Origin of the sequence: Limnohabitans sp., assembly GCF_023910625.1 — a bacterium.
Lineage (GTDB): Bacteria > Pseudomonadota > Gammaproteobacteria > Burkholderiales > Burkholderiaceae_C > Limnohabitans_A.
Genome location: NZ_JAAVVW010000002.1, coordinates 354,937 through 380,691, shown reverse-complemented (window position 1 = coordinate 380,691; position 25,755 = coordinate 354,937). Strand labels below are relative to the sequence as shown.

General features: G+C 57.4%; 30 protein-coding genes and 1 pseudogene. 25 read left to right on the top strand and 6 right to left on the bottom strand.

What is annotated here, in order from left to right; translation table 11 throughout:
* The first annotated feature begins 40 nt into the window (after positions 1–40).
* The 6 genes and pseudogenes from HEQ17_RS01975 (at position 41) to HEQ17_RS01950 (ending at position 6,394) form a co-directional block, all read left to right on the top strand.
* Positions 41–3,001 carry a formate dehydrogenase subunit alpha gene (locus HEQ17_RS01975; protein ID WP_296291019.1) on the top strand — a complete coding sequence of 987 codons (2,961 nt, stop codon included), beginning with the start codon at positions 41–43 and terminating at the stop codon, positions 2,999–3,001.
* Between the two features lie 18 nt (positions 3,002–3,019).
* Positions 3,020–3,623: pseudogene (fdh3B, locus tag HEQ17_RS01970) on the top strand (formate dehydrogenase FDH3 subunit beta).
* A gap of 2 nt (positions 3,624–3,625) precedes the next feature.
* On the top strand, positions 3,626–3,853 hold the full coding sequence (locus HEQ17_RS01965) for a hypothetical protein (protein ID WP_296291018.1): 228 nt from the start codon (positions 3,626–3,628) through the stop codon (positions 3,851–3,853).
* A 17-nt stretch (positions 3,854–3,870) separates the two neighbouring features.
* A complete protein-coding gene (locus HEQ17_RS01960; protein ID WP_296291017.1) occupies positions 3,871–5,070 on the top strand; it encodes a formate dehydrogenase subunit gamma in 1,200 nt (399 codons plus the stop codon).
* A gap of 15 nt (positions 5,071–5,085) precedes the next feature.
* Positions 5,086–5,433, top strand: a complete 348-nt coding sequence (locus tag HEQ17_RS01955; protein ID WP_296291016.1) for a hypothetical protein — start codon at positions 5,086–5,088, stop codon at positions 5,431–5,433.
* A gap of 70 nt (positions 5,434–5,503) precedes the next feature.
* On the top strand, positions 5,504–6,394 hold the full coding sequence (locus tag HEQ17_RS01950) for a formate dehydrogenase accessory sulfurtransferase FdhD (RefSeq protein WP_296291015.1): 891 nt from the start codon (positions 5,504–5,506) through the stop codon (positions 6,392–6,394).
* Between the two features lie 36 nt (positions 6,395–6,430).
* On the opposite strand, the gene HEQ17_RS01945 is transcribed toward HEQ17_RS01950, so the two are convergent.
* A complete protein-coding gene (locus HEQ17_RS01945) occupies positions 6,431–7,210 on the bottom strand; it encodes an enoyl-CoA hydratase (protein ID WP_296291014.1) in 780 nt (259 codons plus the stop codon).
* A 147-nt stretch (positions 7,211–7,357) separates the two neighbouring features.
* Between HEQ17_RS01945 and HEQ17_RS01940 the strand changes: the two genes are divergently transcribed.
* The 3 genes from HEQ17_RS01940 to paaK are packed head-to-tail and all read left to right on the top strand — an operon-like array spanning position 7,358 to position 9,951.
* Positions 7,358–8,158, top strand: a complete 801-nt coding sequence (locus tag HEQ17_RS01940) for an enoyl-CoA hydratase-related protein (RefSeq protein WP_296291013.1) — start codon at positions 7,358–7,360, stop codon at positions 8,156–8,158.
* Positions 8,155–8,589, top strand: a complete 435-nt coding sequence (paaI, locus tag HEQ17_RS01935) for a hydroxyphenylacetyl-CoA thioesterase PaaI (protein WP_296291012.1) — start codon at positions 8,155–8,157, stop codon at positions 8,587–8,589. The genes HEQ17_RS01940 and paaI overlap by 4 nt, the downstream gene beginning before the upstream one ends.
* Before the next feature lie 60 nt (positions 8,590–8,649).
* Positions 8,650–9,951: a phenylacetate--CoA ligase PaaK gene (gene paaK, locus HEQ17_RS01930; RefSeq protein WP_296291011.1), complete on the top strand. Its 1,302-nt coding sequence runs from the start codon at positions 8,650–8,652 to the stop codon at positions 9,949–9,951.
* Between the two features lie 3 nt (positions 9,952–9,954).
* Here paaK and HEQ17_RS01925 read toward each other — a convergent pair whose 3' ends face one another.
* Positions 9,955–10,806 carry a symmetrical bis(5'-nucleosyl)-tetraphosphatase gene (locus HEQ17_RS01925; protein WP_296291010.1) on the bottom strand — a complete coding sequence of 284 codons (852 nt, stop codon included), beginning with the start codon at positions 10,804–10,806 and terminating at the stop codon, positions 9,955–9,957.
* A gap of 243 nt (positions 10,807–11,049) precedes the next feature.
* On the opposite strand from HEQ17_RS01925, the gene HEQ17_RS01920 reads away from it, so the two are divergent.
* Entirely contained in the window at positions 11,050–11,349 is a 300-nt protein-coding gene (locus HEQ17_RS01920) for an H-NS histone family protein (RefSeq protein WP_296291009.1), read from the top strand.
* Between the two features lie 116 nt (positions 11,350–11,465).
* On the opposite strand, the gene uppS is transcribed toward HEQ17_RS01920, so the two are convergent.
* Positions 11,466–12,149 carry a polyprenyl diphosphate synthase gene (gene uppS, locus HEQ17_RS01915; RefSeq protein WP_366938007.1) on the bottom strand — a complete coding sequence of 228 codons (684 nt, stop codon included), beginning with the start codon at positions 12,147–12,149 and terminating at the stop codon, positions 11,466–11,468.
* A gap of 321 nt (positions 12,150–12,470) precedes the next feature.
* Here uppS and HEQ17_RS01910 point away from each other — a divergent pair, with 321 nt between their 5' ends.
* Positions 12,471–13,085, top strand: a complete 615-nt coding sequence (locus tag HEQ17_RS01910; protein WP_296291007.1) for a hypothetical protein — start codon at positions 12,471–12,473, stop codon at positions 13,083–13,085.
* A gap of 65 nt (positions 13,086–13,150) precedes the next feature.
* The gene (locus tag HEQ17_RS01905) at positions 13,151–13,606 is read left to right on the top strand and encodes a MaoC family dehydratase (RefSeq protein WP_296291006.1); all 456 of its coding nucleotides are present in this window, start codon (positions 13,151–13,153) and stop codon (positions 13,604–13,606) included.
* On the opposite strand, the gene trmL is transcribed toward HEQ17_RS01905, so the two are convergent.
* Together trmL and HEQ17_RS15965 are read right to left on the bottom strand one after the other, a co-directional pair.
* Positions 13,597–14,094: a tRNA (uridine(34)/cytosine(34)/5-carboxymethylaminomethyluridine(34)-2'-O)-methyltransferase TrmL gene (gene trmL / locus HEQ17_RS01900; protein ID WP_296291005.1), complete on the bottom strand. Its 498-nt coding sequence runs from the start codon at positions 14,092–14,094 to the stop codon at positions 13,597–13,599. The genes HEQ17_RS01905 and trmL overlap by 10 nt on opposite strands.
* 43 nt (positions 14,095–14,137) lie before the next feature.
* On the bottom strand, positions 14,138–14,542 hold the full coding sequence (locus HEQ17_RS15965; protein ID WP_366938016.1) for a phosphoribosyltransferase family protein: 405 nt from the start codon (positions 14,540–14,542) through the stop codon (positions 14,138–14,140).
* Positions 14,543–14,964: 422 nt separating this feature from the next.
* On the opposite strand from HEQ17_RS15965, the gene HEQ17_RS01890 reads away from it, so the two are divergent.
* The 8 genes from HEQ17_RS01890 to HEQ17_RS01855 all read left to right on the top strand — a co-directional run bounded on the left by HEQ17_RS01890 (position 14,965) and on the right by HEQ17_RS01855 (position 21,261).
* Positions 14,965–15,876 (top strand): biotin synthase, encoded by a 912-nt coding sequence (locus HEQ17_RS01890; protein ID WP_296291003.1) that lies wholly within the window; start codon positions 14,965–14,967, stop codon positions 15,874–15,876.
* A gap of 101 nt (positions 15,877–15,977) precedes the next feature.
* Entirely contained in the window at positions 15,978–16,454 is a 477-nt protein-coding gene (locus HEQ17_RS01885; RefSeq protein WP_296291002.1) for a DUF2244 domain-containing protein, read from the top strand.
* Between the two features lie 76 nt (positions 16,455–16,530).
* A complete protein-coding gene (coxB, locus tag HEQ17_RS01880; protein WP_296291001.1) occupies positions 16,531–17,703 on the top strand; it encodes a cytochrome c oxidase subunit II in 1,173 nt (390 codons plus the stop codon).
* Positions 17,704–17,735: 32 nt separating this feature from the next.
* Positions 17,736–19,352, top strand: a complete 1,617-nt coding sequence (gene ctaD / locus HEQ17_RS01875) for a cytochrome c oxidase subunit I (protein ID WP_296291000.1) — start codon at positions 17,736–17,738, stop codon at positions 19,350–19,352.
* A gap of 11 nt (positions 19,353–19,363) precedes the next feature.
* Positions 19,364–19,474: a cytochrome oxidase small assembly protein gene (locus HEQ17_RS01870; protein ID WP_296291195.1), complete on the top strand. Its 111-nt coding sequence runs from the start codon at positions 19,364–19,366 to the stop codon at positions 19,472–19,474.
* A 10-nt stretch (positions 19,475–19,484) separates the two neighbouring features.
* Positions 19,485–20,111 carry a cytochrome c oxidase assembly protein gene (locus HEQ17_RS01865; protein ID WP_296290999.1) on the top strand — a complete coding sequence of 209 codons (627 nt, stop codon included), beginning with the start codon at positions 19,485–19,487 and terminating at the stop codon, positions 20,109–20,111.
* Complete coding sequence (locus HEQ17_RS01860) at positions 20,108–20,335, top strand: DUF2970 domain-containing protein (protein ID WP_296290998.1); 228 nt, start codon at positions 20,108–20,110, stop codon at positions 20,333–20,335. The genes HEQ17_RS01865 and HEQ17_RS01860 overlap by 4 nt, the downstream gene beginning before the upstream one ends.
* A gap of 44 nt (positions 20,336–20,379) precedes the next feature.
* Positions 20,380–21,261, top strand: a complete 882-nt coding sequence (locus HEQ17_RS01855; RefSeq protein WP_296290997.1) for a cytochrome c oxidase subunit 3 — start codon at positions 20,380–20,382, stop codon at positions 21,259–21,261.
* A gap of 102 nt (positions 21,262–21,363) precedes the next feature.
* On the opposite strand, the gene HEQ17_RS01850 is transcribed toward HEQ17_RS01855, so the two are convergent.
* Positions 21,364–21,591: a twin transmembrane helix small protein gene (locus HEQ17_RS01850; protein ID WP_296290996.1), complete on the bottom strand. Its 228-nt coding sequence runs from the start codon at positions 21,589–21,591 to the stop codon at positions 21,364–21,366.
* A gap of 47 nt (positions 21,592–21,638) precedes the next feature.
* On the opposite strand from HEQ17_RS01850, the gene HEQ17_RS01845 reads away from it, so the two are divergent.
* Genes HEQ17_RS01845 through HEQ17_RS01825 form a run of 5 tightly spaced genes read left to right on the top strand, consistent with a single transcriptional unit; the run spans position 21,639 to position 25,740 of the window.
* Positions 21,639–22,349: an SURF1 family protein gene (locus tag HEQ17_RS01845; RefSeq protein ID WP_296290995.1), complete on the top strand. Its 711-nt coding sequence runs from the start codon at positions 21,639–21,641 to the stop codon at positions 22,347–22,349.
* Entirely contained in the window at positions 22,300–23,013 is a 714-nt protein-coding gene (locus tag HEQ17_RS01840; protein ID WP_296290994.1) for a hypothetical protein, read from the top strand. Before HEQ17_RS01845 ends, HEQ17_RS01840 begins: the two co-directional genes overlap by 50 nt.
* A 4-nt stretch (positions 23,014–23,017) precedes the next feature.
* On the top strand, positions 23,018–24,247 hold the full coding sequence (locus tag HEQ17_RS01835; protein WP_296290993.1) for a heme A synthase: 1,230 nt from the start codon (positions 23,018–23,020) through the stop codon (positions 24,245–24,247).
* On the top strand, positions 24,244–25,140 hold the full coding sequence (gene cyoE, locus HEQ17_RS01830) for a heme o synthase (RefSeq protein ID WP_296290992.1): 897 nt from the start codon (positions 24,244–24,246) through the stop codon (positions 25,138–25,140). Before HEQ17_RS01835 ends, cyoE begins: the two co-directional genes overlap by 4 nt.
* A 6-nt stretch (positions 25,141–25,146) precedes the next feature.
* Positions 25,147–25,740 (top strand): SCO family protein, encoded by a 594-nt coding sequence (locus HEQ17_RS01825; protein WP_296290991.1) that lies wholly within the window; start codon positions 25,147–25,149, stop codon positions 25,738–25,740.
* The last annotated feature ends 15 nt before the right edge of the window (positions 25,741–25,755 follow it).

Sequence of the window (25,755 nt, the reverse complement as noted above, 5' to 3'; positions counted from 1 at the left end):
TTCGTCTCTCTTTCCTGTTCATCCCCAACTGGAGCCCTCCATGTTGCTGACCAAAAAATCCTCCGGCACATCTGATGCCACGTCATCCCCCTTCATCCACAGCTTGCGCCGTGGTTTGTCGCAGGCCTTGCCCACCCTGGACCGCCGCAGCTTTTTGCGCCGCTCGGGTTTGGGCGTGGGGGTGGGCTTGGCTGCATCCCAGTTGAGCTTGGTGCAAAAAGCGCAGGCCGCCACTGCCAAGTCCATCACGGGCGCGGGCAAGGTCGAAGTCAAGCGCACCATCTGCACCCACTGCTCGGTGGGTTGCGCCATCGATGCGGTTGTGGAAAACGGTGTTTGGGTGCGCCAGGAGCCTGTGTTCGACTCGCCCATCAACCTGGGTGCGCATTGCGCCAAGGGCGCGGCCATCCGTGAGCATGGCCATGGCGAATACCGCCTGCGTTACCCCATGAAGCTGGTCAACGGCAAATACGAGCGCATCAGCTGGGACGTGGCCCTCAACGAAATCAGCGCCAAGATGCTGGAGCTGAAAAAGGCCAGCGGCCCAGACAGCATTTATTACGTGGGCTCCTCCAAACACAACAACGAACAAGCCTATTTGCTGCGCAAGTTCGTGAGCTTCTGGGGCACCAACAACTGCGACCACCAAGCCCGCATTTGCCACTCCACCACGGTGGCCGGTGTGGCCAACACCTGGGGTTATGGCGCCATGACCAACTCGTACAACGACATGCAAAACAGCAAGGTCGCTTTGTACATCGGCTCCAACGCGGCCGAAGCCCACCCGGTGTCCATGCTGCACATGCTGCACGCCAAAGAAAACGGCTGCAAGATGATCGTGGTCGACCCGCGTTTCACCCGCACCGCAGCCAAGGCCGACGAGTTCGTGCGCATCCGCTCCGGTACCGACATTCCTTTCCTGTTTGGTGTGCTGTATCACATCTTCAAAAACGGCTGGGAAGACAAAAAATACATCAACGACCGTGTCTACGGCATGGACGCCATCAAGACCGAAGTGCTGGCCAAGTGGACACCCGACAAGGTGGAAGAGGCTTGCGGCGTCAAAGAAGACCAAGTCTTCAAGATCGCCAAGATGCTGCACGAGAACAACCCCGGCACCATCGTCTGGTGCATGGGCCAGACCCAGCACACGATTGGCAATGCCATCGTGCGTGCTTCTTGCATCTTGCAATTGGCTTTGGGCAACGTCGGCAAGACCGGTGGCGGCACCAATATTTTCCGTGGCCACGACAACGTGCAGGGCGCGACCGACGTGGGCCCTAACCCCGATTCATTGCCCGGTTACTACGGTTTGGCCGAAGGCTCCTGGAAGCACTTTGCCAGCACCTGGGGTGTGGATTTCGAGTGGATCAAAAAACAGTTCGCATCGCCCGCCATGATGGGCAAGAACGGCATCACCGTGTCCCGCTGGATCGATGGCGTACTCGAGAACAACGAGCTGATCGACCAAGACAGCAACCTGCGCGGCGTGTTCTATTGGGGCCATGCCCCCAACTCGCAAACCCGTGGTCTGGACATGAAGCGCGCCATGGACAAGCTCGACTTGTTGGTGGTGGTCGACCCGTACCCATCGGCCACAGCGGCCATGGCCGCCATGCCCGGCAAGGCCGAAGACCTTAACCCCAACCGTGCGGTGTACCTGTTGCCCGCTGCGACCCAGTTCGAAACCAGCGGTTCGTGCACCGCCTCCAACCGCTCCATCCAGTGGCGCGAGAAAGTCATTGAGCCCTTGTGGGAGAGCCGCTCGGACCACATGATCATGCACCAGCTGGCAGAGAAATTGGGCTTTGCCAAAGAGCTGTCCAAAAACTACAAGATGCAAAAAGTCGGCGGCATGGACGAGCCTGTGCCCGAGGACATCCTGCGCGAGATCAACAAGTGCGTCTGGACCATTGGCTACACCGGCCAAAGCCCAGAGCGCCTGAAGGCCCACATGAAGAACATGAACGTGTTCGATGTGAAGACGCTCAAGGCCAAAGGCGGCAAGGACAAGGAAACCGGCTACGACTTCACCGGTGATTACTTCGGTCTGCCATGGCCTTGCTACGGCACGCCCGAAATGAAGCACCCGGGCTCGCCCAACCTGTACGACACCTCCAAGCACGTCATGGATGGTGGCGGTAATTTCCGCGCGAACTTTGGCGTGGAACGTGAAGGCAAGAGCCTGTTGGCCGAAGACGGTTCGCACTCCAAGGGCGCGGACATCACCACCGGTTACCCGGAACTCGACCACATCTTGCTCAAGAAACTGGGCTGGTGGGACGAGCTGACCGAGGCTGAAAAAGCCAAAGCCGAAGGCAAAAACTGGAAGACGGATTCGTCGGGCGGCATGATCCGTGTGTTCATGAAAAACCACGGTTGCCACCCCTTTGGCAACGCCAAGGCGCGCGCCGTGGTCTGGAACTTCCCAGATCCGATTCCGCAGCACCGCGAGCCTTTGTACGGCACCCGTCCGGACTTGATGGCCAAGTACCCCACACACGACGACCGCAAGGCTTTCTGGCGTCTGCCTACCTTGTTCAAGACCGTGCAGGACAAGAACATCGCCGACAAGGTGCACGAGAAGTACCCGCTCATCCTGACCTCTGGCCGTTTGGTCGAGTACGAAGGCGGTGGCGAGGAAACCCGCGCCAACCCTTGGCTGGCCGAGTTGCAGCAAGAGGCCTATGTCGAAATCCATCCCAAGACGGCAGCAGACCGGGGCATCCGCAACGGCGACCGCGTCTGGTTGACCGGTGCCACCGGCGCTCGACTGGACGTGCAGGCCCTGGTGACCGAGCGTGTGGACACCGCCACGGTGTGGATGCCTTTCCACTTCTCTGGTCGTTGGCAAGGTGCCGACATGCTGGCGCACTACCCCAAAGGCGCTGCGCCCATCGTGCGCGGCGAGGCGGTCAACACCGCCACCACCTACGGTTATGACAGCGTCACCATGATGCAAGAGTCCAAGACCACCATCTGCAACATCGAAAAAGCCTAAGCGCCCCAGGAGAACACGATGGCACGAATGAAATTTATTTGCGATGCAGAGCGCTGCATCGAATGCAACGGCTGCGTCACCGCTTGCAAAAACGAACACGAAGTCCCGTGGGGCGTGAACCGCCGCCGCGTGGTCACCCTGAAACGATGGCGTACCGGGTGAGAAGTCGATCTCGGTGGCTTGCATGCACTGCTCCGACGCGCCTTGCATGGCCGTTTGCCCCGTCAACTGCTTTTACAAAACAGACGAAGGTGTCGTGTTGCACGACAAGGACATCTGCATTGGCTGTGGATACTGCTCCTATGCCTGCCCGTTTGGCGCGCCTCAATTCCCCTCCAGTGGCACCTTTGGCTTGCGCGGCAAGATGGACAAGTGCACGTTCTGTGCGGGCGGCCCAGAAGAGCATGGCAGCCAAGCTGAATTCGAAAAATACGGCCGCAACCGCCTGGCCGAGGGCAAGCTGCCCGCTTGTGCAGAAATGTGCTCAACCAAAGCTTTGCTGGCGGGTGACGGCGATGTGGTCGCCGACATTCTGCGCGGTCGTGTGCTGGCCCGAGGCAAAGGCGCCGAAGTTTGGGGCTGGGGCACGGCTTACGGCAACCAAGCCAAACCAGGAGCCTGAGCATGAAAAAAACCATCTTCATCATCGGGTTCGCGGCTTTGCTGGTGGCGTGCGGCGAAACCTCGCAAGACAAGCCGGGTGTGCGTTCTGACAAGCCCGTGCAAAGCGGCACCGGTGTGGCGGTTTACACCGCCCCGGGCTGGAAAGCCGGCGACAAAGACGGTTGGGCCAACCAACTCAAGGCGCGTGCCAGTTATGGTCAAGATGACCACGCTCGTGCGCCCAAGTGAGCCACAAGGAGAAGTTCATGCGTCGCTTCTTACTGAGCATCGGTCTGGCCCTGTGGACCTTGGGCGCTGTGGCCCAAACGCAGGCCCCGGCATCTGCGGCCCCACCCGCTGCATCTTCCGCTGCACCTGCCGCCGCAGCTGCCAACAGCCTGGGCGTCAAAAGCGCCAACATCTTCCAGATCGCACCGGGTGCCGACGCCGATCCGAAGTACAAGGACCAGACCAACGCCGAGCGTGGTCAAGTGCAGCCCGGTAACAACGCGCCCATGTGGCGCGCGGTGGGGCAGGGCGTGACCGGCTATACCAGCCTGCCCAAAAGCCAGGCGCCCGAGGCTGGCAACCTGATCCAGCCCTTCGTGCAGTACCCCGGCTCGCGTCTGGCCTCGGCGGGTGAGTCTTGGCGGCAGGTCCGCAACAACATCATCATTCCTTATGGCGCAGCCTTGCTGCTGATCGCTGTGGGCGCGATGGCTTTGTTTTATTTCTCCAAGGGCACCATCGAATTACACGGCCAGGAAACCGGCCGCAAGATCGAACGCTTCACACCCTTTGAGCGCTCGGCCCATTGGGCCAACGCCATCGCTTTTGTGTCGCTGGCCATCTCGGGCATCGTCATCGCCTACGGCAAATACTTCTTGCTCCCTATTTTGGGTGGTACGCTGTTTGGCTGGTTGAGCTTCGCCCTGAAAAACCTGCACAACTTTGCAGGCCCCTTGTTTGCGGTGTCTTTGGTGGTGGTCTTCATCACCTTTGTCAAAGACAACCTGCCCAGCAAGGACGATGTGGTCTGGATGCTCAAAGGCGGCGGTTTGTTCTCGGGTACTGAAGTGCCTTCCCACCGATTCAATGCGGGCGAAAAAGTGGTGTTCTGGGGCGGCGTGCTGCTCTTGGGTGCGATCGTGGTCGGCTCAGGCCTGGTGCTGGACATGCTGATCCCCGGTCTCATTTACGAACGCGGCACCATGCAAATCGCCAGCATGATCCACGGCGTGGCGGCCTTGTTCATGATGGCCATGTTCATCGGCCACATCTACATGGGCACCATTGGCATGCGTGGTGCTTACAAAGCCATGCGCACGGGCTATGTGGACGAAACCTGGGCCAAGGAGCACCATGAGTTGTGGTACGACGATGTGAAGTCGGGCAAGATCCCAGCCCACCGTACAGCCACCACGGCCCCCCCCGCCACCTCGAATGCTTCCACCGCTTCGGCTTGAGCCTGGAGAAACTTCATGAAAAAAACCCTGCTTGTTTTGTCCGCACTGGCCATCGGCTTCAGCGCTGCCGCCAAACTGCCTGCCCTCAGTGAGGAAGCCAAGGCCAAAGCCGCCGAGGCTGCGGCCAAAACCGCGCACGGCAACAAAGTGGCCGACTTCCAACTGTGCAAGTCACGCGAAAAGGTGGCAGCGCACTATTACAAAACCAATGGCAAAGGCAAGGCCGCACCTGCTGCCACGCCCGCTTGCGCGGACCCTGGTGCCTATAAGCCTGCAGAAACGACGGCTGCAGCGCCTGCCGCTGCGCCCGCAGCCGCACCAGCTGGTGCCAAGCCTGCTGCTGCGCCTGCCAAAAAAGGCTGATCGCGTTTCCAGCGTCACCGCAAAATCCCCCGTCGGCAATGGCGGGGGATTTTTACGTTAGGCTCAAGCCATGTCTGTTGTTCTGAACGCTCCCGTGGCCGCATCGGCCCCGCTCAAGCCCCACATCACCCGAGCGCGTGCACCCCTGACCCGCAGTGTGCCCGTGTGCAACGAATTCGGTGAGTCCTCCGAGACGCAAATCCCCGCTGAGCGTGCGCTGACCATTTACCTCGATAAAAAAGAGCTGGTGACCTTGATGACTCTGGGCGCCGAGCCCGAGTGGCTGGTGCTGGGCTTCTTGCGCAACCAGCGTCTGATTGATTCGGTGGACCAGATCGAATCCATCACCGTGGACTGGACGATTGGCGAAGGCGAGCTGGGCGAGCCCGGTGTGGCGGCGGTCAAAACCCGCGCCAACGCCCAGGTGGTGATCGAGCGCAGTGCCGAGCGCGTGGTGACCACCGGCTGTGGCCAGGGCAGTGTATTTGGCGATTTGATGGCCCACATTGACGAGATCGAACTGCCGCCCGCGCAAATCACCCAAAGCCAGCTTTACGGTGTGGTCAACGCCATCCGCTTGCAAGAAACCACCTACAAATCATCGGGCTCAGTGCACGGCTGCGCCTTGTTTCAGGGCGACCAAATGCTCATGTTCGTCGAAGATGTGGGTCGTCACAACGCGGTGGACACCATTGCCGGTTGGATGTGGATGCACGACGTGAACGCCCAGGACAAGGTGTTCTACACCACCGGGCGCTTGACCAGCGAGATGGTCATCAAGTCCGCACAAATGGGCGTGCCCGTGGTCGTCTCGCGCAGCGGCATCACGCAAATGGGCCTGGACGTGGCCCAGCGCCTGGGCTTGTGCGCCATTGGCCGCGCCACCAACAAACGCTTCTTGTGCTTCAGCGCCCCCGAGCGGCTGATCTGGCAGCCTGAGTTGGTGACCCCACCCGGTTGACCGCAATCAGCGGCTTGCTGGGCTGCATGCGGCCGATCACCCGTTGATGAACTTGGGGGCGCGTTTGTTCAAAAACGCGTCCATGCCTTCTTTTTGGTCGGCGGTGGCAAACAAGCCGTGGAACAGGCGGCGCTCGAACATCACGCCGTCGCTCAGCCCACTTTCAAAGGCGCGGTTGACGCTTTCTTTGGCCGCCATCGTGGCCAGTTGGCCATAGCCACAAATCATCAAAGCGGCCCCCAGTGTTTCGTCCATCAACTTGTCCAGCGGCACCACGCGGCTGACCAAGCCACCACGTTCGGCTTCTGCCGCGTCCATCATGCGGCCTGTGAGGACCAAGTCCATCGCTTTGGATTTGCCCAAGGCCCGAGGCAGGCGCTGCGTGCCGCCTGCGCCGGGGATGATGCCGATCTTGATTTCGGGCTGGCCGAACTTGGCGTTGTCGGCGGCGATGATGAAGTCGCACATCATGGCCAGCTCGCAGCCGCCCCCCAGCGCAAAGCCGCTGACGGCCGCGATCACGGGCTTGCGAATGCTGCGGATGGTTTCCCAGTTGCGCGTGATGAAGTCGTTTTTGTAAACGTCGTGGAAATTGAACTTCGCCATGGCCGAAATGTCAGCACCTGCGGCAAAGGCTTTTTCGCTGCCGGTGATGACGATGCAGCCAATGGCCTCGTCGGCGTCAAAGACTTTGAGGGCCAGGCCCAGCTCGTCCATCAGAGCGCCGTTCAGGGCGTTCAGGGCCTTGGGGCGGTTCAGGGTGATGATGCCAACTTTGCCGCCTTCAACGCGGATTTCGATGTTTTCGTAGCGCAAGAGCTTCTCCAATAAGTGGTGGTCAGATCGCTTCACTATAACCAGATGGACTGGATTTGATCCGCCAACTCCGATTTCGGCATGCGGGAAAATATTAACCAACCGAGCGGTCGGGCAATGGTACATTCAAGGACTAGGAGACACAAGATGGCCGAATCAAGTGCATCGGTGCTGTATGAAGTGCGAGGCGCTGTGGCGCTGATCACCCTCAACCGCCCCCAAGCCCTTAACAGTTTCACCCGTGAAATGCACCAGAAGCTCTGGGCCGCAATGGATCTGGCCGAAGCCAACCCGGCTGTGCGGGCGTTGGTGTTGACCGGTGCGGGGCGTGGCTTTTGCGCTGGGCTGGATTTGTCCGAGATTGATTTCTCCCCAGGCCCCGGTTTGCTCGAACGCGCCGACCCGGGCCCAGTGATCAACGATGCCTTCAACCCCACCACGCGCCGGCTGCAGTCCTTGCGTATGCCGATCGTTTGCGCTGTCAACGGCGTGGCGGCTGGCGCAGGTGCCTCGGTGGTCATGGCATGTGACATCGCGATTGCCGCGCCCACAGCCAGCTTTGTACAGGCCTTCAGCAAGATTGGACTGATTCCCGATGCAGGCGGAAGTTGGTTGCTGGTGGAACGCCTGGGCCTGCCCCGGGCCATGGCGCTGGCCATGACGGGCGACAAACTGACTGCTGAAAGAGCCAAAGAATGGGGCCTGATCTGGGATGTCGCAGACGACTGCGTGGCCGCCGCGCTGGCGCTGGCGGACAAGCTGGCCGGAATGCCGACCAAGGCGCTGGTGGCCACACGCCATTTGTTGCGCGATGCGGGTACCCGCTCACTGGATGCGCACCTGAATGTGGAGCGTGATACGCAATCGGCGTTGGGTAAAACGCACGACTATATGGAGGGTGTGAACGCGTTCCTGCAAAAACGCGCACCCCAATTCAAGGGCGAATGATGAATGATCCAAAAATCCTTGCCCGACGGGTGGGTGAAACCATGTTTGCGGCCGACGTGGCCTCCAAAGACACCATGGGCATGGAACTGCTGGCCTGCGAGCCCGGCCGCGCCGTGATGCGCATGACCGTCAAAGCGTTGCACCTGAATGGCCATCAAATTTGCCATGGCGGCTTCATCTTCACGCTGGCTGACTCGACCTTTGCCTTTGCCTGTAACAGCTACAACAAGAACGCGGTCGCGGCGGGTTGCAGTATCGAGTTTTTGAAGCCCGGCAAGCTGGGCGATGTGCTGACCTGTGAAGGCATTGAGCAGACCCTGAGCGGGCGTCACGGCATCTACGATATGAAAGTCACCAACCAAAACGGTGAAGTGATCGCCATGTTCCGTGGCAAGAGCGCGCAGATCCCGGGCACCGTCATCCCCGAATAAGTCAATGAATTGGGGGACTGGTCTTCAGCCCTGTCCCCCGCTGATCAAGTGGAGATTTGAATGAGTCAAAAAGCCTTCCCCCTCGAGCCGATTGAAAAGGCCAGCATCGACGAGCTGCGCAGCTTGCAGCTCAAGCGCCTGCAGCAAACCCTGCAGCACGCCTACGCCAACTCGCCCGTTTACCGTGCCAAATTCGACGCGGCAGGCGTGCACCCCGATGACTGCAAGAGCCTGGCCGACATTGCCAAGTTCCCGTTCACTACCAAGTCAGACCTGCGCGACAGCTACCCCTTTGGCATGTTTGCCGTACCACGTGAAAACTGCGCCCGCATCCACGCGTCCAGCGGCACCACCGGCAAACCCACCGTGGTGGGTTACACCCTCAAAGACATTGACATCTGGTCCACTGTGGTGGCCCGCAGCATCCGCGCTGGCGGGGCCAAGCCGGGTGACATGGTGCACATCAGCTACGGTTATGGCTTGTTCACTGGCGGCATGGGCGCGCATTACGGGGCCGAAAAACTGGGCCTGACGGTCGTGCCTTTTGGCGGCGGCCAAACCGAGCGCCAGGTGCAGCTGATCCAGGATTTCAAGTCCAACATCATCATGGTCACGCCCAGTTACATGCTGGCGATTGCCGACGAATTTGAGCGCCAAGGCATCGACCCCAAGACCAGCTCGTTGCGCATCGGCATTTTCGGCGCTGAGCCCTGGACCAATGACATGCGCGCCGCGATTGAAAAGCGCATGAACATCGACGCGGTCGACATCTATGGCCTGTCTGAAGTGATGGGGCCGGGTGTGGCCAGCGAATGCATCGAGACCAAAGACGGTCCGACCATCTGGGAAGACCACTTCTACCCCGAGATCATCCACCCCGAGACGGGCGAGCCGGTGGCCGATGGCGAAATGGGCGAGTTGGTCTTCTCCAGCCTGACCAAAGAAGCCTTGCCCATCATCCGCTACCGCACCCGTGACCTGACGCGCTTGCTGCCCGGCACCGCCCGCAGCATGCGCCGCATGGAAAAAATCACCGGCCGCAGCGACGACATGATGATCATCCGGGGCGTGAATGTGTTCCCCAGCCAGATCGAAGAATTGATCTTGAAGCGCGCCGAGCTGGCCCCGCACTACCAGTGCGTGCTGACCCGCGAAGGCCCGATGGACGACCTCAAAGTGCTGATCGAAACCAAGCCCGGCGTCTCCCCCGACAGCATCGAAGCCCGTGCGGCTGCCAAGCAGCTGCAGCACGAAATCAAGGTCTACATCGGTTCGAGCGTGGCGATCGAGCTCAAGGCCGAAGGCGGCGTCGAGCGCAGCCAGGGCAAGGCCAAACGCGTGGTGGATTTGCGCGGTAAGTGAGTCTCAGGCGCTGTTGTGAGTGCCTTTCAAAGCCGGCTTTTGCGCTTGTTGACAGGGCACTTGCAGTCGCTCATGTGTACCATCTTCGCGCCATCGCATGGCGCTGAGGCATCCGCCCCATACGCACCCTGTGTCAAGCGCCCAGAGATCTTGGCGTGCTGGTTGCCTCAAGCTGGACCAATGACCGAAGGCCACGGTGGTGTCTGCCGTGCGTCGCCCGGGAACATCAAACCAGGGGATGTACCCTTTTGGCGCGTTTTCTGCCCCTTCCTTGGTCTTGAATTCCATCTCGCCTGATGGTGTGCAAAAACGCAGTCGGGTCAAGGCATTGACCACGACCCGAAGGCGATCAAAGCCTTCTAGTTCCTCATGCCACGAAGCAGGGGTGTTACCGTACATGTGCCCTAAAAAGCCATGCCAATTGGGCCCGCGCAAAACCGATTCAACCTCTCCGGCCAATGACAGGGTTTGCTGTACCGTCCACGAGGGCAATACCCCGGCGTGCACAGACAGCACATCGTGCGACAACAGGGCCATAGGTTGATGGCGAAGCCATGTGCACCAATCGGTCGAATCCTGTGCCTGCAGCAATTCATCCAATGTGTCCAGACGACTGGTCTGGCGCAGGCCAAAGGCCACAGCCAATCCGTGCAGGTCGTGGTTGCCCAAGACACATTGCACGCTTCCCTGCAGGGCCATGAGGCGTTTTAGTACCGCCAGCGATGAAGGCCCACGGTTGATCAGGTCTCCCAGAAGCACCAAATGGTCACGGCTAGGAGAGAAATCGATCAGATCCAGCAGACGCCCCAGGGGCTGATCACAGCCCTGTATATCACCGATCCAATAATATGACATGTGGTTTGATCATTCTGAATATAAATGGATGCATTATGGTTGAGGTCTGGGCGCTCAGGTTATCGCTTGCTACCCCCACATAACAAAATCTGATCGCCAATAAAATAGCGGGTTGATTTTTAATCATGGAAAAAAGCACTTTTCAATATATAAGCAAATGATTTCCTTACACGAATTGTGAATATCGCTTGAAGGTTTTATTTTGGGGTATATTTGTAGACTTATTAACCTACTGGAGAGATCATGACCTCATCTTACAAAGAACTTTTACAGCAGCGTGAAGCACTAGAATTGGCAATTGTGCAAGCTCGCAATAATGAAATATCGGCAGCTGTTTCTCAAGTGCGCGAATTGGTGGCCGGTTTCGGCTTGACGGTGCAGGATGTTTTTCCGGGCAGGGCGCGCAAAGCTGCTTCCGCCAAAGTCGCGAGCAAAGTGGCCGCAAAATACCGTGATCCAGCAACTGGAAAAACCTGGACAGGTCGCGGCAAGGCCCCAAAATGGATCGAAGGACGTGACCGTAAGCCTTTCACCATTGCCTGATCAGCGAACAGGAGAATTGCGGTAAAAGCCGCCAGTTCTCTTGTTTGTCACCATGCATCCCGTATATGCGGGACTTTTCGAATTGAGTTAAGCAATTCAAATGGTTTTGAATAACTTCAAATGGGGGCAGATGAACCAAATCGGCGGTCTCTGCCAGCGAACCAGATCAGCGCCTTGTTCAAGGTTTCAGGGCTGAAATCAGGCCAAAGTTCGTCGCAGAAGAACAATTCGGCATAGGCCGCCTGCCAAAGTAAAAAGTTACTCACCCGGGATTCGCCGCCCGTCCGGATCAGCAAGTCCACTTCCGGGGCGCTGGCGGTGCTTAGAAAAGGCACCAATGCATCCTCTGTCAATGCGGCAAGGTCTGTTTGAGGGTTCATTTTTTGCCAAGCTTTGACCGCTTCCAGCATGTCCCAGCGCCCCCCATAATTGGCGCAGATATTGAGTGTGATGCCCTGATTGTGGGCTGTTTCGGACTGCGCTTGTGCAATCAGTGCTTGCAGGGTGGATGAAAAGCGCCGGGTGTCTCCGAGGACCTTCAAGCGGACCCCATTGGCATTCATGTTACGAATTTCTTTTTTGAGGTAGGTCATGAACAATCCCATGAGGGCGTTGACCTCCTCAGGGGGCCTTTTCCAATTTTCGGTACTGAAGGCAAAAAGACTCAGCTGTGGAATCCCCATTTCGGCGCAGGCTTTGACAATGTCTCGCACCCTTTGCGCGCCTGCAGCATGGCCCAGACCTGCAGGCATGAAGCGCTTTTTGGCCCAGCGGCGATTGCCATCCATGATGATGGCCACGTGTTTGGGCAACGGAGAGGGGTGGGGCGAGGACAAAAAGGATCGGGCGAGATCGTCAGAAGGTTTGATTTTAAAGCCCTTTTTTCATGCGTCAGCATACCCCCTGTCCTTGCTGGATGGATTTGTCAATCGTGTTGTGGCGCCCCATCCATGCATCTTGTGCGCTAGCGTGATCTGTTTTTGCTCTGGGTTGGTGTTATGGTGTTGGCAGGCAGTGGGCTTGACTCTATGTGTGAGGGCTGAGGCAGCCCTGTTCAGTGGGGGGCAATGCCAAGCATCGAACAAGCCCTTTGCCCCACCGTGCTTGTCCAAGGAGCCCTTGTGAACGCGAATATTCAGGAATTTCTGGACCGCATCCAGCAGCTGGAAGCCGCCATTGAACAAGAAGCCAAAAGCTGCCGACAAAAGTGGCAGGCCGACTTTGAAGAGCACAAGGTGCGCTTTGAAAAAGAGGTGCTTGCGCAGCAAAAGCGCTTTAAGGAGGGTTTGCTTGTTTATGTGCTCACTGCCGAGTGGCGACATGTACTGTGTGTGCCCTTCATTTACCCGGTGCTTTTACCCATGCTGCTGCTCGATGCGTGGGTCACCCTCTACCAGTGGGTGTGTTTCCCCCTATTTGGCATTCCTCGCGTCAAGCGTTCGGATTATTTTGTTTACGACCGCACGCATCTGGCCTACTTGAATTGGCTGGAAAAAATCAACTGCGCGTACTGCTCGTATGGCAACGGCCTGATGGCCTATGGCCGGGAGGTGGTGGGACTGACTGAGAAATACTGGTGTCCGATCAAGCACGCTCGTCGCAGGATGCAAGCGCACCCTTACTACCACGGCTTTGCTGATTACGCAGACGCCGAAAACTACCGCGCCGAATTGACTCGCCTTCGGGCTGAATTGAAATTGATGCGAGATCAGGAGGGCGATCGGGAAACGCGTTGACAAGCATGTTACGGTTGTCGCGTCATCGACAGTCGAACTGCATCTATGGCCCTAAAGTCAAGGGTATGAGAGCCTTTGCTACTTTGGACGATCTCGCTGCATGTGTGGGCCAACATGTCGCCACATCTGATTGGGTGGAGATCACCCAACAAAAAGTCAATCTGTTCGCACAGGCCACGGGTGACCATCAGTGGATCCATGTCGATGAGGAGCGGGCCCGGCAAGGGCCTTTTGGTGCGCCGATTGCCCATGGGTTTTTAACCTTGTCTTTGCTGTCGCAGTTTTTTGACAAGACGATCAACGTCGTGTCCAAAAGCATGGGTGTCAATTACGGCCTTAACAAAGTTCGCTTCATGGCACCCGTGCCCGTTGGCAGTAGCTTGCGGGCCCATTTGCACCTGCACTCGGCCACGCCCATAGACGGCGGCGGCGTGCAGTTGCAGTGGAATGTGACCGTAGAACGCGAGGGCAGTGACAAGCCTGTGTGTGCGGCCGAGTCGCTTGTGCGCATTTACCCTTGATCCGAAGCGCAGGGGTGCTGATAGTTGCCACCAAACTCGTTTTGTCTCCAGGCCTCGAACACGGTGACAGCCACCGCATTCGATAAATTCAAGCTGCGTTGTCCGTCCCGCATAGGAAGTTTGATGCGCTGAACAGGCGGAAACTGCTCGCGCAATTCGGGTGAAAGGCCCCGTGTCTCAGCGCCAAAAATCAACCAATCGCCCAACTTGAACTCTACCTCGAATGCGGATCGGCTTCCTTTGGTGGTCAGGGCAAACATGCGATCAAGGGCGGGGTTTTCGTCGGCCAGAAAATTTTCCCAGGTTGAATGACGCCTCAAATCGGCGTATTCATGGTAATCCAGTCCGGCCCGTCGCATGTGTTTGTCATCCATCGAAAAACCCAGGGGCTCGACCAAGTGCAAAGTGCAGCCGGTGTTGGCCGCCAATCGGATGACGTTGCCCGTGTTGGGCGGGATTTCAGGTTCTACCAGGACAATATGAAACATGGACGCTATTGTGCCTTGGGAAGTTTCAAGCCTGGCCAGCGCTTCAGTCCAAACTGCGGGATTCGGTCCTGGCCAGAACCAATGCGCTGATGTGTAACACTCCGGCCTGTCGCAACACCCTGGCGGCACTGTGCATGGATGCCCCACTGGTCATCACATCGTCGACCAGTACCACACGCTTTCCCCTTAACTCTGCCGCTTTCAAGGGCTCTACTGCAAATGCGCCGATTAAATTGGCCAGCCGTTCAGCGCGCGGTAAATTCCGCTGTGATGGGGTGTCTCTTGTGCGCAGAAGCAATTGGGCATTGGCTTTGCTGGGGCAAAGTTGCTTTGCCAGTAGCCATGACTGGTTGTATCCGCGATGAGCCAGGCGTTGCGGGGACAGGGGTATGGGTAAAACGAGGTCGGCCTTTTCCAGGGTGTCTTCAGCCCAAGGTGTGCTCAGCATCAAGGTGGCCAAAGTGCTAGACCAACCAGCCTGCTGATGAAATTTGTATCGGGCAATCAGGTCGACCCAAGGCCAGGCATAAGGGACCGCGGCAACACACAAGTCCAATGGAGGGGGGTGGGCCAGGCAGCTTGGACAGCGGTGTTGGGGTGGGCTCAAAGGCAATGCGCACCCACTGCAGCGGTGCTGGGGTTGAGCAAATTGGCTCACGCATGCTTCGCACAAGGGGCTGTTTGGCCAGCTCAGGCACACAGCGCATCGGCTGGGCAAGCAGCGCCAAAAACCCTCAAAATGGTGGACTGCCCAGCTCAAAGTCTTCATCGGTTCAATATACTCAACACATGATCCGAGATCAAGGGTGATAGATTGCAAAAGTGCGAGGTCGCCATGGCCAGCTCTACTTGAATTTGAATACTCCACTCATGTTTCCAGTTTCTCGTCCCCCTTCCTTGGACCCTGTGGCTGCTGCACGTTGGCTGGCCAAACCTTTGTCTGCACTCAATTCTCCCTGGTTGCATGAAGAAGTGGCCTCGCGGATGCAAGAGCGTCTGGACTTCATCAAATTAAAGCCGCGGCAGTGGGCTCATTGGGAGCCGCTGCGTGGAGGGGTGAAGGCTCATGCTGCGCTTGTCCAGCGCTACCCGGATGCCCGTGCATGGTTGGCTTGTGAAAACCTCGGGCACAGACAAGAGGCTCAGTCGCTGTGCGCGCGCAAATGGTGGCAAGTGATCAATGGATCTGGTCGCAGGCAACTAGTGGGGCAACCCGCAGAGCAAAGCCTCGACATGCTTTGGGCCAACATGCAATTGCACACGTGCCCAGACCCCCAAGGCTTGTTGCAGACCTGGCATCAAGCTCTTGCAGTCAATGGTTTTTTGATGTTCTCGTGTTTGGGGCCTGACACCCTGCGGGAGTTGCGGGCAGTGTATGCATGTGCAGGGTGGCCTGAGCCATCGCATGAATTCACCGATATGCACGATTGGGGGGATATGTTGGTGCAAGCCGGGTTTGCCGAGCCAGTCATGGACATGGAGAGAATCACCTTGACCTACGCTTCTCCAGAGAGCCTTTTGCGGGAGTTGCGCGAGTTGGGGCAAAATTTGCACATCCACCGTTTTGCCGGCTTAAGAGGCCGCGCCTGGAAGCAATCCCTGACCACCGCATTGATGACTTTGGCTCGAACCGAGGCGGATGGACGACTTTCACTGAGTTTTGAAATCGTTTATGGCCATGCACTGAAGCCTTTACCCAGAGTCAAGTTGGCAACAAAAACTGAAATCGGCCTGTCTCAAATGCGCAATATGCTGCGTTCGTCTGGGGGTATGTCGGCCTAAGATTGAGATTTGTCAAAAGCAGCATTGATCTCGGGTAAAATCCTCCCGCAATTGTCTGCGGTGCTTGCTTGGTTACATATTGGGTTGTTGAAAGTTGACGGATGTCAAATCAGGCTTATCAGTTTGCACAAATCTCTGGGCCTGCCATTCATTGGCGGCTTAAACGCAATTGCTCAATCACGCCAGTTCAATTGGCTTGGCTTTATTTGTCGTTGTGTGCAGTGTCTCTGGGTATCGGAATTTTCTTCTGGATACAGGGGGCTGCCGTAGTTCTGGCCTTTGCTGGACTTGAGGTGCTGGTGGTGGGTTTGGCCTTTTTGGTCTATGCGCGTCATGCGGCAGATGGTGAATCGATCTCTCTGCAAGGGGGGAATCTGGTGGTTGAGTTGGAAACTGCCGGGCGCCTGCAAAGGGCAGAATTTGAGCGTCAATGGGTGAGGGTTGAGCCCAAGTCCGGTGATCTGAGTCTGATTGAATTGTCAGGACAAGGGCGCTCGATTGAGGTGGGTCGCTTTGTTCGTCCCGAGCTCCGGCAAGTGCTGGCGCGTGAAATCAGGAAGGCATTGCGTTCCGCGTGATGCCCGGTGGCAACTTGGAATCGTTCAGTTTGCCAAAAGTGTGAGTTCAATAGAGTCTTGGAAGTTAGTGAGAACCATGAAGAATATTTCCAACCAATTTGCTTCGCTGCTGTCCCGCGCGGGCATTTTTGTGGGGGCCTGGCTGGCCACTGCGGCCTTTGCGGTCAATGATTTGCCCGGTGGCCCAGCGGTCAACCAGCTCAACATGCACCCGCCTGTGACCAAGATCGCCGAAGAGCAGCATTGGCTTCATTGGTTCATGTTGATCATCTGCAGCGTGGTGTTCGTGGCCGTGTTCGCGGTCATGTTCTACTCCATCTGGAAGCATCGCAAATCGGTGGGCCACAAGCCCGCCACTTTCACTGACTCCATGTCTGTCGAAATTTTGTGGACGGCTGTGCCTTTCGTGATCGTGATCCTGATGGCTTTGCCAGCCACCAAGGTGCTGGTGGCCCAGAAAGACACCACCAATGCAGATCTGACCGTCAAGGTCACCGGTTACCAGTGGAAGTGGGGTTATGACTACATCAAGGGTGAGGGTGAAGGTCTGAGCTACATCTCCACTCTGGACTCCTCGCAGCGCGCCATGTCCGACGCAGGCAAGCCATTGGGTGACAACTACCTACTCAAAGTGGACAACCCTCTGGTCGTGCCCGTGGGCCAGAAAATCCGTGTCATTACCACCGCCAATGACGTGATTCATGCGTTTGCTGTCCCTGCTTTCGGCATCAAGCAAGACGCGATCCCCGGTTTTGTACGTGACACCTGGTTCCGCGCAGAGAAAACAGGCGATTTCTATGGTCAGTGCCAAGAGTTGTGCGGTAAAGAGCATGCTTACATGCCCATCCATGTGAGGGTCCTGTCGGCAACCGATTACGCTGCCTGGGTGGACACCGAGAAGAAAAAACAAGCCGCCAAAGCCGATGATCCGGCTAAGGTATGGGCCTTGGATGACCTGTCCAAGCGCGGTGAAAAGGTTTATGCCGCCAACTGCGCGGCCTGCCACCAGGCCAGCGGCAAGGGCGCTGGCTCCATCAAGGCGGTCGATGGTTCTTCGATCGTGCTGGATGCTGACAAGTCCAAACAAATTGCAATCATGCTCAACGGTGCCGCTAACGGTGCCATGCCAGCCTGGAAGCAGTTGTCCGATACCGAAATCGCTGCCGTCATCACCTACACCAAAAACAACTGGTCTAACAAGACCGGGCAAATCGTGCAACCGGCTGACATTCTTGCCGCTCGCAAGTAAGCCGTACCGTATTCAAATCAAAGGAAATCAAGATGAGTGCCGTTCTAGACCATCACGATCATGCCCATGACGATCACGGTCACGCGCCTGCAGGCTGGCGCCGTTGGGTGTATGCCACCAATCACAAAGACATCGGTACCCTTTACCTCCTGTTCAGTTTTGCCATGCTGATGATAGGCGGCGTGCTGGCGCTGGGCATCCGTGCCGAGTTGTTCCAGCCCGGTTTGCAGATCGTCAACCCCGAGTTGTTCAACCAGTTCACCACCATGCACGGCATCATCATGGTGTTCGGCGCGATCATGCCTGCCTTTGTGGGCTTTGCGAACTGGATGCTGCCATTGCAAATCGGCGCGTCTGACATGGCCTTTGCCCGCATGAACAACTTCAGCTTCTGGCTGATGATTCCTGCTGGTTTGATCCTGGCCGGTTCCTTTTTCATGCCTGGCGGTGCACCCGCAGCGGGCTGGACCTTGTACGCACCGCTGACGCTTCAAATGGGGCCATCGATGGATGCGGCAATTTTCGCGATGCACATCCTGGGTGCTTCGTCCATCATGGGCTCGATCAACATCATCGTGACCATTCTGAACATGCGCGCCCCTGGTATGACTTTGATGAAGATGCCCATGTTCGCCTGGACATGGTTGATCACTGCGTACTTGCTGATCGCCGTGATGCCTGTGTTGGCCGGCGCGATCACCATGACTTTGACTGACCGCCACTTCGGCACCAGTTTCTTCAATCCCGCAGGCGGCGGCGACCCGGTCATGTACCAGCACATCTTCTGGTTCTTCGGTCACCCCGAGGTGTACATCATGATCTTGCCGGCTTTTGGCATCATCAGCCAGATCGTGCCTGCTTTCGCACGCAAGAAGCTGTTCGGCTATGCCTCCATGGTGTACGCCACATCGTCCATCGCCATCCTGTCGTTCATCGTCTGGGCGCACCACATGTTCACCACCGGAATGCCAGTGACGGGTCAGTTGTTCTTCATGTACGCCACGATGTTGATCGCTGTGCCGACGGCTGTGAAGATCTTTAACTGGATCGCTACCATGTGGCGCGGCTCCATGACCTTTGAAACCCCCATGCTGTTTTCGGTGGGATTCATCTTTGTGTTCACCATGGGGGGGTTCACTGGCCTGATCCTGGCCATGGCCCCGATCGACATCCAACTGCAAGACACTTATTACGTGGTGGCTCACTTCCACTATGTGCTGGTGGCGGGTTCCTTGTTTGCCTTGTTCGCCGGTGTTTACTACTGGATTCCCAAGTGGACCGGTGTCATGTACAACGAAACACGCGGCAAGATTCACTTCTGGTGGTCGCTGATTTCCTTCAACATCACCTTCTTCCCAATGCACTTCCTGGGTCTTGCCGGCATGCCCCGTCGCTATGCCGATTACCCCATGCAGTTCACCGACTTCAACATGATCGCCTCGGTGGGGGCCTTCTTCTTCGGCTTTGCTCAGGTCTATTTCTTCTTGTTCATCGTGCTGCCAGCGATGCTGGGAAAAGGCGAAAAAGCTCCCCAAAAGCCTTGGGAAGCGGCCGAAGGTCTCGAGTGGGAAGTGCCATCGCCCGCCCCATTCCACACCTTTGAAAACCCACCCAAGCTGGACGCTAGCGCGACCCGAGTGATTGGTTGATTCCCATGGCCATGACACCCGAGCAAAAGAAAAGCAACTTGCGGCTGGGCCTGATCCTGGCCTCGGTGGCCTTGGCTGTCCTGGTCGGTTTTGTGGCCAGGTTGGTGTTGTTGCAAGCTTGAAAGAAAACGAATGAACCTGCGTGGTGAAAACCTGAAGATGGTGGGCAAGTTGGCGGTGGTGACTGTTGGCATGTTCTGCTTTGGGTACGCGCTCGTGCCCATCTACAAGGCCATTTGTGAAATCACGGGCATCAATGTTTTGTCCATCTCTGAAACGCAGGTGCCCGGCAACTCCAAAGCCGCGCAAGCGGCGCAGGTCCTGCGCAACAGCCAGGTGGACACCAGTCGCACCATTACCGTCGAGTTTGATGCGAATGTTCGCGGTCCTTGGGAGTTCAAGCCTGAAAAGCGTTCCATGCAGGTTCACCCTGGTGAACTGAGCACGGTCATGTACGAGTTTCAGAACGTGCAAAACCGGCGCATGGCCGCACAGGCCATTCCCAGTTACGCACCCAAGCAAGCAGCAGGCCATTTCAACAAGCTCGAATGCTTTTGCTTCAACGAGTACACCTTGGAGCCCGGGGAAAAGAAAGCCTGGCCTGTGGCCTTCGTGATCGACCCCAAGCTGTCCAAAGACGTCACGACCATCACCTTGTCTTACACCTTTTTTGAGGTGGGTGGCAAAACCCCAGCAGCGCCCACTGCGCCCTTGGCCGTCGTGCAGCCGGTGTCGGTCATCACTGGTGCGGGCTCATGACCGAACCTCGTTTGGCCTCTGAACGCCCGACAAACTGGCTGCGTACCATTTCGGCTGTGTTGTGGTCCTTTATCGGGCTTCGCAGGCATTCCGAAAGCCAGCAAGACATTGAAAAGCTCAACCCGTTCCACGTCATCGGCGTGGCCATCGGCGCGGCATTGTTATTTGTATTGGGGCTGATTGCCCTGGTCAATTGGGTTGTGGTCCAGCCAATGGGCCTGTAAACCATGCAAATTAGATTTCGAAAGAAGAGAGAGCAGGAGTCCCCATGAGTTCAGCAGCACACGGCACAACCCCTTACTACTACGTCCCGCACGAATCACGACATCCCGTGATGGCTGCCATTGGTTTGTTTTTTGTCATTTTGGGTGCGGGTCAGTGGATCAACGGCTCTGAGTGGGGCAGGTATGCCCTGTTCGGCGGCATGGTCTGGTGGCTGGTGGTTTTGTACCAATGGTTCAAGGAGGCGGTTGCCGAAAGCGAAGGCGGCATGTACAGCCGCAAAATCGACCTCTCTTACCGCTGGAGCATGACCTGGTTCATCTTCTCTGAGGTGATGTTCTTCGGTGCTTTCTTCACAGCCCTGTGGTGGGCGCGCTCGCATTCCATTCCTGCTTTGGGTAGCCTGGAAAACGCCTTGCTGTGGCCCGATTTCAAGGCAGCATGGCCCAGCGTGGTGGCAGGTGCCACCACCTCGCCTGCTGGCATCGTCGAGCCCTTCAAGACGATGGGCCCCTTCTGGTTGCCCACCATCAACACAGCTTTGCTTTTGACTTCGGGGGTGACCCTCACGATTGCGCACCATGCCATCCAAGCCGGTGAGCGGAGCAAAACAATCAAGTACATGTGGATGACCGTCATTTTGGGAACGGTATTCCTGTTCGTTCAGGGCTATGAGTATGCGTACGCTTGGAACGATCTGAACCTGAAGTTATCCTCGGGCATCTACGGTTCGACCTTTTACATGCTGACCGGTTTCCACGGCTTCCACGTCTTCGTGGGTATGCTGATGCTCTTGTTCATTACTCTGCGTTTGCAAAAGGGACACTTCACCAAAGATCGACACTTCGGTTTCGAAGGCGCCGCATGGTACTGGCACTTTGTGGATGTGGTCTGGTTGGGTCTGTACATCCTTGTTTACTGGATGTAAAGCGGAGGTGACCACGCCATTGTAAAAAAGCGCCCTCGGGCGCTTTTTTGTTGGTTCGAAACACAAATCAGTGAAGGCTTCGCGTCGTGACTTGAAGGGGGTTCAAGCACCAGGGGGAATACCGGTGGGATGGATCCAGCCCATCTTCCATGAGAGCAGCACGCAGGCAAAAAGAACCACCGACAGGCCGATGCGAAAAGCCAGGGCGGTGGCCATGCTGCCTTTGGGGCGGGGCTGGCCATTCTCTGGTGGGCTGCGCATCATGAACAACAGGGCCGTGACAAGACTGATGACAATGGCCAGGAACGCGAGAGCAACGAGTATTTTCATGGGCACATTATCCAATGACTGAAAAACCAAGGGGCTGGCCAGGTGCAATGTTGCTGCTGCTGGCTGCATCGGGTGTGTTGCTGACCGCTTGTTTGGGGTTCTGGCAATTGGGGCGAGCGGCCGAGAAACTGGCTTTGCAAGCGGCCAAGACCGCTCAGGCCAGACAAACTGTGCTGGACGGGCGCAGTTTGGGCGGGCCTGATGTTTCGGCCGAGCAGCGGGCCAGACTGGTTCACCGCAGCATGGCGCTGACGGGGCAGTGGTTGGTGCAGCACACCATTTATCTGGAAAACCGGCAAATGAACGGTAAGCCCGGTTTTTTTGTGTTGACGCCCATGCGACTTGAGGAAACCGGGGTGGTCGTGCTGGTGCAGCGCGGCTGGGTCCAACGTGTGTTCTCCGATCGCACCGCCTTGCCTCCGATTGAGACACCACAGGGAACTGTGCAGGTGCAAGGTCATTTGGCCCCATGGCCGTCAAGGCTCTATGACTTCGGTGGGGTCGAATCCGGTGTGATACGGCAAAATCTAGACCTTCAAGCTTTTCGGCAAGAGATCGGTCTGCAGCTGCTGGAGCTGACTTTGTTGCAGTCAGGCCAAGCATCCGAGGGTTTGTTGCGCGAATGGCCCGTGGTGGCCAGTGGTGTTGAAAAACACCACGGTTATGCATTTCAGTGGTTTGGGCTCAGTGCCCTGATCGCATTACTTTATGTCTGGTTCCAAATTGTCCAACCCCGCCGACGCCCGAAATCCGCCTGACGACCCTTTGGTCATGACCGTTCATGCCGTGCCGCACCCAGGCGAAGTGCTGCAGGCCGATGCCCAAAGAACCCGCATGGGCCGCTTGAAAATGCTGGCCATGTTGCTGGTGTGTGCATCGCCAGTGATGGCCTCGTATTTCACCTACTACGTGATCCGTCCAGAGGCGCGTCGCAATCATGGCGAATTGATTGATCCGCAAAAAGACATGCCTCAAGTGGCAGCCAAAGACCTGCAAGGTCGGGATGTGGCGCTGACCAGCCTGAAGGGGCAGTGGTTGCTGGTGAATGTGGCCTCGGGGGCGTGTGAAGAGCGTTGTCAGCAAAACCTTTACTTCCAGCGTCAACTGCGCGAAGTGCTGGGCCGTGAGAAAGACCGGCTGGACCGTGTGTGGCTGGTGACCGACCAGGCCCCCGTGGCTGAGAGCCTGCTGCCCGCCTTGAACATGGCCCATGTGTTTCGACTCGATGAAGCCACCGTGACCAGCTGGATCAGTCCTGCACAGGGCCATGTCTTGCAGGACCATTTGTATGTGATTGACCCCATGGGAAATTTCATGATGCGCTTGCCCGCCCACATGGATGTGGCCAATGCCTCCAAGGCCAAGCGTGATCTGGAGCGCTTGCTCAAGGCTTCGTCGTCTTGGGATAAGGCAGGACGCTGACGCGATGACCGAAGTCGAACTGTATAACCTCGCTCCGGTTTTCCAGTTGATGACTGTGGGCTTGGCGGTCGCGGCTTTTCCTTTGGCCTGGTGGCTCTGGAAACAACGCAGCGCCACGCCCAGTCAACGTTTGCGTGCGCTGACCCTGATCACCTTGTTTGTGACCTTTGATCTGGTTTTGTTTGGTGCGTTCACGCGCTTGACCGATTCGGGCCTGGGTTGCCCGGATTGGCCCGGCTGCTACGGCAGCGCGACGCCCATTGGTGCCAAAGTCGAAATCACGGCCGCCCAGACTGCCATGCCCACAGGCCCAGTCACGCATAGCAAAGCTTGGATCGAAATGGTGCACCGCTACCTGGCCACGGGTGTGGGCGTGCTCATTCTCAGTCTGGCCCTCATGACCTGGTGGCTGCGACGCCAGCAAATCCGGGTGGGGCAAGTGCCCGATCCTTTGCTGCACCCGGTTTGGCCCTGGTTCACTTTGGCTTGGGTGTGTTTGCAGGGTGCTTTTGGCGCCTTGACGGTCACCATGAAGTTGTTCCCGGCCATCGTGACTTTGCACCTGATGTTTGGCGTGGGTCTGCTGGCGGTCTTAATGGCGCAGGCTGTGCGCTACGAGGGGGCCGCTGCGCGATCGGTGCCCACTGGCGTGCGCCGAGGCCTTTGGCTGGCCTTTGTTCTGCTCTGGTTGCAGATTGGTTTGGGTGGTTGGGTCAGCACCAATTACGCCGTGCTGGCCTGCCCGGACTTCCCTACCTGCCACGGTCACTGGCTGCCCGCGATGAACTGGCAAGGTTTTGCTGTTTGGCGTGAGCTGGGCATGACACCCGATGGTCAACTGCTGCCCTTTGACGCTTTGGTCAGCATTCACTTCGTGCACCGCAGTGCCGCATGGTTGGTGTTGGCTGTGTTGGTGGTGGTGGGCTGGCGTTTGCGCCGGCTGCCCGGCCTGCAAGGCGCAGGACAAGGCTTGCTGGCTTTGTCGGCTTTGCAATTGCTAACGGGCCTGAGCAATGTGGTGCTCGGCTGGCCCTTGCTGGCGGCTGTGTTGCATACGGGGGGCGCTGCTGCCATGGTGGTGGTGTTGACTTGGGCACTGTGCATCAGCCGTGCAGTACGCTCCTCGGATTTTTTGAGTACCAACTTGGGGGTGGATGCCACGACCCCATCGGCGACACCTTCCAGTGCCCGCGCTTCTTCACCCCTTTCCTCTGATTCAAGGCCTGCCGCATGACCGCTGCCATTGTTCCAACGCCTGCGTCTGCCTGGCGACAGTATTACGCACTGACCAAACCCCGTGTGGTGCAACTGATCGTGTTTTGTGCCCTGATCGGCATGGTGCTGGCGGTACCCGGTGTGCCGAGCCTGGCCCAATTGACACTGGGCCTGTGGGCCTGTGTGGGCATTTGGCTGGTGGCAGGAGCGGCAGCAGCATTCAATTGCCTGGTTGAAAAAACCATTGACGCCAAGATGAAGCGAACCGCCTGGAGGCCTACCGCCAAGGGCGAACTCAGTGACCAGCAAGCTTTGCTGTTCTCGGGTGCGTTGTGCGCTGTGGGTTCGGCTGTGCTGTATGTGTGGGTCAATCCGCTCACCATGTGGCTGACTTTTGCGACTTTCGTGGGTTACGCCGTCGTCTACACCGTCATCCTCAAACCGCTCACGCCCCAAAACATTGTCATTGGTGGTGCCAGCGGAGCCATGCCCCCGGTGCTGGGTTGGGCTGCGATGACGGGCCAGGTGGGGCCCGAGGCCCTGATCCTGTTCTTGATCATCTTCTTATGGACGCCGCCGCATTTCTGGGCCCTGGCGCTGTATCGGGTCGAGGACTATCGCAAGTCGGGTTTGCCCATGTTGCCTGTCACGCACGGCAATGCATTCACCCGCTTGCAGATTTTGCTCTACACCTTCGTTTTGATGGCCTCGTGCCTGATGCCCTTCGTCTACGGGATGAGCTCCTGGCTGTATCTGAGCGTGGCCGTGGTGTTGAGCCTTGGCTTCATCGGCTATGCCTGGGCTTTAAACCGGCAATACTCTGACGAACTGGCGCGCAAGACCTTTAGATTTTCACTGATCCACCTGAGCGCCTTGTTTGCGGCCTTGCTGGTGGATCATTACCTTTTCTGATGACACATGAAAAACCGTTCCTTTTGGTTAGCTTTGGGCCTGGTGTCCTTGTTGGGTCTGAGCGCATGCAGTCAGGACAAGCCGGCTTTTCGGGGAGTGGACATCACCGGGGCGGATTATGCTCAAGGCTGGGAGCTGAGTGACCAGGACGGCCGGGTGCGCACCCTGAAGGATTTTTCAGGCAAAGTGGTGGTGGTGTTTTTTGGTTTTACACAATGCCCCGATGTTTGCCCGACAGCCCTGCAGGAAATTGCAGAGGCCAAGCAATTGATGGGAGAAGACGGGGGCAAGCTGCAAGGCATTTTCATCACGATAGACCCGGAGCGTGATGCGCCCGAATTGCTCAAGGCCTATGTGGCCAATTTCGGCAATGATTTTGTCGCGTTGCGACCTGCGCCTGAGCAGTTGCCCAAGGTAGCCAAGGACTTCAAGATCTATTACAAAAAGGTCGATGGCAAAACCCCCACCAGTTACAGCATGGACCACTCGGCGGGCAGCTTCACATTTGATCCGCAAGGGCGCATCCGTCTGTACAACCGCCACGCCAGTGGTGCCGCTGCTCTAGCAGCTGACGCCAGAATCTTGCTTTCAGGCAAGTGAGCCCGCCCGCCCCAT